The sequence below is a fragment of the Paraconexibacter sp. genome, from assembly GCF_059438195.1.
On the sequence record NZ_JBLKKY010000128.1, the window covers coordinates 1 to 4257 of the forward strand.

Consider the following 4257-nt stretch of genomic DNA (forward strand, 5'->3'; position numbering starts at 1 on the left):
CGGGGCGGCGCCCTGAGATGATGGAAGACCCGCTCGCCCCGAGTAGCCCCCGTCCCGGGGGCGTATCGAGGGGCCTGTCCCGAGTAGCCCGGAGGGCGTATCGAGGGGGGCCTGCTGGGCGGTCGAGCCTTCGCCGGAGCAAGCCTCCTCATCCGCCCCCGTCCTCGGGGGCGTTTCGAGGGACCTGTCCCTCGGCAGGGCTCGGGGCCGTGGGCTCGGCGCGCCGCTCGGAGGCGGGGTCCTGACGGTAGAAGAGCCGCAGCTCCTCGTAGAGCTCGGGGTGGCGGCGCCGCAGTGTCTCCGGCCGCTCGAAGAACGCCTCGGTCGCGACCGCGAAGAACTCCGCGGGATTGGTCGCGCCGTAGACGTCGAGGTCGCTCCGTCGTCCGGTCGCGGCGGCGCGCTGGAGCTGCGCGTACTCGGCACCGAGGATCCGCGCCCAGGCGACGTAGTCGGAGCGCCGCTCGAGCACTGGTGCGCCGTCCGAGGTGCCGTCCTCCTGATCGAGCTGGTGCGCGAACTCGTGCAGCACCACGTCGTGCCCGTCCCGCGCGTCCCTCGCTCCGGCGCGGACGTCGTCCCAGGACAGCACGACGACGCCGCGGATCCAGGACTCGCCCAGGCGCGCCGAGTCGCCTTCGACCACGATGCCGCCCGGCAGCACCTCCTGCTGCCGGGCGACGTAGGCCTGCGGGTAGATCAGCACGACGTCGCAGCTCGGGTAGTAGGTCGGGCGCTCCTGGCCGAGGAGCAGCAGACACGCCTGGGCCGCGACCGTCACGCGCATCTCCTCCGTGAGCTCGAGCCCGGCGCAGCCCTCGAACTTCTTCTCGGCGAGGAAGACGTTCATGTGCCCGAGGAGCTTCTCGCGATCGGGTGGCGGGAGGCTCCGATAGAGCGCGGACCTCTTCTCGAGGATCGCCCGCCATCCCGCCGGTGCGGGCGCGGCGCGAAGCCGGCGGCGCCGCCGCTCGCGGAGGAACCCGAACACGGCGAGCTTGGTACCACAGCCGTACGCAAGCGCATTCGCGATGCCCTTGCTTCGCGCGCCGACGGCTGCCTACCCTCGGCGCACCATGAGCGCATCGCGATCGACACGAACACTCCTGCTCTTGCTGGTGCTGGCGGCGGTCTGCGGCGGCGACGCCCGTGCGGCGACGCCGGCGCGGATCGCCGACGGCAGGCTCGAGGCGTCCCTTCGCGACCTGGTGCGCCTCCCGCGCGGTCCTCGAGGCGCCATCTCGGTCGTCCAGCGGGACGGCCGCACCGCCGTCCACCGGGCGGGCGTGATGGACGTCGCGACCGGGCGGCCGATCGGCTGGCGCGACCACATGCGTCTCGCGAGCGTCGCCAAGGCCTACAGCGGCGCGGTCGCCCTCGCGCTCGTCGACCGGGGCATCCTCTCGCTCGACGACACGATCGCCGAGCATCTTCCCGGCCTTCCGGCCGACTGGGGCGAGGTCACGCTGCGCCAGCTCCTGAGCCACACCAGCGGCCTGCCGGACTACATCGGGAACGACGACTTCGTGGCGGCGCTGGAGGCAGACCCGCTGCGCTACTTCCCTCCGGAATCGCTGCTGCCCTACGTCTACGACGAGGACCTCGAGTTCGACCCCGGCACGCGGTACGAGTACTCCAACTCCGACAACGTCGCCGCGGCCCTGATGGCGGAGGCCGCGACCGGACGCCCCTACGACGAGCTGCTCGAGCAGTACGTCTACGAGCGGATCCGTGTGCACGATACGAGCCTGCCCGAGATCGCGGCCATGCCCTCGCCCTTCCTGCACGGCTACTTCCTCGCCGGTGACGGCACTCTCGAGGACGTGAGCGAGGCGCTGAGCCCCTCGGGCGCCTGGGCCTCGGGCGGGATCGTCTCGACGCCCTACGACCTGAACAAGTTCATCCGCGGGCTCCTCGGCCGCCGCTTCTTCTCGCGGCGCGTGCAGGGCGAGCAGCTCACGTTCTTCCCGGGGGGAATGTCGGATCCGCCCGGCCCGGGCGAGAACTCCGCCGGTCTCGGCGTGTTCCGTTACGAGACGAGCTGCGGCGTCGTCTACGGCCACACCGGCAACTTCCCCGGCTACACCCAGTTCGCCGCCGCCTCGCGGGACGGCCGTCGATCCGTCACCGTGTCGGTCAGCCGTCAGATCAGCCCCCTGGTCGACGCCGAGGTCTTCGAGCTGCTCCGACGGACCTACGAGCGGGCGGTCTGCGCGGCGCTCGCCCCGGTGCGGTCGGTCGAGCGGATCGGCCGCGCCCCGCTGCCCTGAGAGGCGTTCACCGCTGCGGCGGGGCGGTCGCGTCCTTGGGGCGCGCCGCCGGGGGGCGCTCCTCGACGGTGACCGGAAACGCGAGGCTCTCGTCCCCGCGAGCGAGGTGCAGGGTCACCTTCGCTCCGATGCCCGCAAGGTAGAGCGCCTCCTGGAAGTCGGCGACGCTCGCGAGGCGCCGCTCGTCGATCGCCGTGAGCACGTCGCCGACCTGGACGCCGGCCGCGGCGGCCGGGCTCGGCACGAAGACGTCGTCGATCAAGACACCGGTGCGCTGTGCATGGGTCGCGCGCCGGTCGCGGCCGAGGTCGAGCACCGAGAAGCCGAGCCAGGGCGAGCGGCGGCTCTCCCTCGCCCGGAGCGCGTCGTAGAGGGTCATGGCGAGGCCGATCGGCAGCGCCTGCGCCTGGCGCGCGAAGCCGCTCGGCACCGCCGGGCCCTCGCCGCCGGGACGCGGCACGGAGATGCCGAAGACGCGGCCGTGGACGTCGGCGATCGGTCCGCCGTAGCTCTCGGGGTCGAGACGGCAGGACGTCTGCACGAGCGTCGCGCCGCGCTGCTCCTGGTAGCACTCGCGCTCCGGCATCGCGGCGACGGTGCCGGCCGTAAAGCTCCGCTCGGGACCGGGCGGGTCGCCGAGCGCGATCGCCCAGCGTCCGACCGCGACCGACTCCGCCTCGGGAAGCGTCACCGGCTGGGTCGCGAACGGCATGTCGACCTGCAGGACGGCCAGATCGACGGTCGGCTCGGCGCCGACGAGGCGGGCACGGCGCCGCTCCGCGGCGATCTCCACGTCGATCAGATCGACGTCGCGTCCCTCGAACGGTGCGACGGCGCCGTAGTTGGTCAGCAGGTAGCCGTCGTCGCTGACGAAGAAGCCGCTCCGCGAGCGCACCCGGCGGAAGCCGGGATGGGGGTCGTCGCGCGGTCCCGCCTGACGCCAGCCGGCGGCGGCTCCGGGCGACGGAGAAGGGCCGAGGTCCGCGTCCGGGTCTGCCTGGTCGCGGAGGTACGCGCTCACGGTGGCGACGCTCGGGAAGACGCGCGCGGCGACGTCGCCGAACGCCGCTTCGAGCCCGACGGCGGCGGCGAGGCCCGCGGCAACGTCGGTCGCGGTCTCGCCGTCGCCGTCCGCCGTCGTGGCGACGCGCGGCCGTCCGCCGTGGTCACCGTCGTCGGTTCCCTGCGCGGCGGCGAGGCGGGGATCGATCCGGTCGTCGCCGCGCAGGTTCCAGACGTAGGTGGCGAGGTTCCACAGGTCCTCGCGGGAGAGCGCATCGTCGAAGGCCGGCATCGCCGTCCCCGCGATGCCGAAGCGGGTCGCGCCCACGATCTGGTGCGGCGAAAGCTGGGCCATGCGGGGATCGAGGAAGGAGATCGGCGGCGGGTCCATTCCGGCGGCCGCGAAGCCGTCGCCCGCGCCGGCCTCGCCATGGCAGGCGGCGCATGCCGACGCGAAGAGCTCGCGGCCGCGGACCGGGTCGAGGGGACCGACGGGCCGGGTCGAGACGCCGAGGTCCTCCGCGAGACGCGGCGTCAACTCGCCGACCAGCGCCCGCACCTCTGCGGGAGTGGCGCGCTCCTCGACCCGCTCCCGGAGACGGGCGAGGCCGCGGGCGAGGGCCGGCGCCGCATCGGCGCCGCGAAGCGCCCCGTAGTCCGTCGCCAGAGCGCGCGTGAAGCGTACCATCTCGGCGTACTCGGCCGGATTCACGACCTCGCCGCCGCGCACCGCGAGCTCGTAGTCCGCTCCGACGTACTGGAGCAGGAAGACCAGCGCGTCGCCGGTGGCGGCAGGCGGTGAAGAGAGGGCGCGAGTCGTCCAGCCGTGCAGCGCGAGTGCCACGCACAGCGCTCCCACGAGGAGGCGCCGGAGCGTCCTCGGGCGGCGGCACGGCCCCATCTCGGGCGCCGCCTCGCCGGGGCGCAGCCGTGCCCCGCGCGATGCCGAGCCCGGCCGCCCCAGGTCGTCGCCGCCCGGCCGCCC

Annotated in this window: 3 protein-coding genes; 1 reads left to right on the forward strand and 2 read right to left on the reverse strand. The window is 73.9% G+C overall.

Annotation, left to right across the window (positions count from 1 at the left end; translation table 11 throughout):
- Window positions 1-148: 148 nt before the first annotated feature.
- Window positions 149-991 (reverse strand): M90 family metallopeptidase, encoded by an 843-nt coding sequence (locus ACME2J_RS21990; RefSeq protein ID WP_495547089.1) that lies wholly within the window; start codon window positions 989-991, stop codon window positions 149-151.
- 85 nt (window positions 992-1076) lie between these two features.
- Here ACME2J_RS21990 and ACME2J_RS21995 point away from each other — a divergent pair, with 85 nt between their 5' ends.
- Window positions 1077-2270 carry a serine hydrolase domain-containing protein gene (locus ACME2J_RS21995; RefSeq protein ID WP_495547090.1) on the forward strand — a complete coding sequence of 398 codons (1194 nt, stop codon included), beginning with the start codon at window positions 1077-1079 and terminating at the stop codon, window positions 2268-2270.
- Window positions 2271-2277: 7 nt separating this feature from the next.
- Here the strand turns inward: ACME2J_RS21995 and ACME2J_RS22000 are convergent.
- On the reverse strand, window positions 2278-4257 hold a 1980-nt coding region (locus ACME2J_RS22000; protein WP_495547091.1), incomplete at its 5' end, for a trypsin-like peptidase domain-containing protein.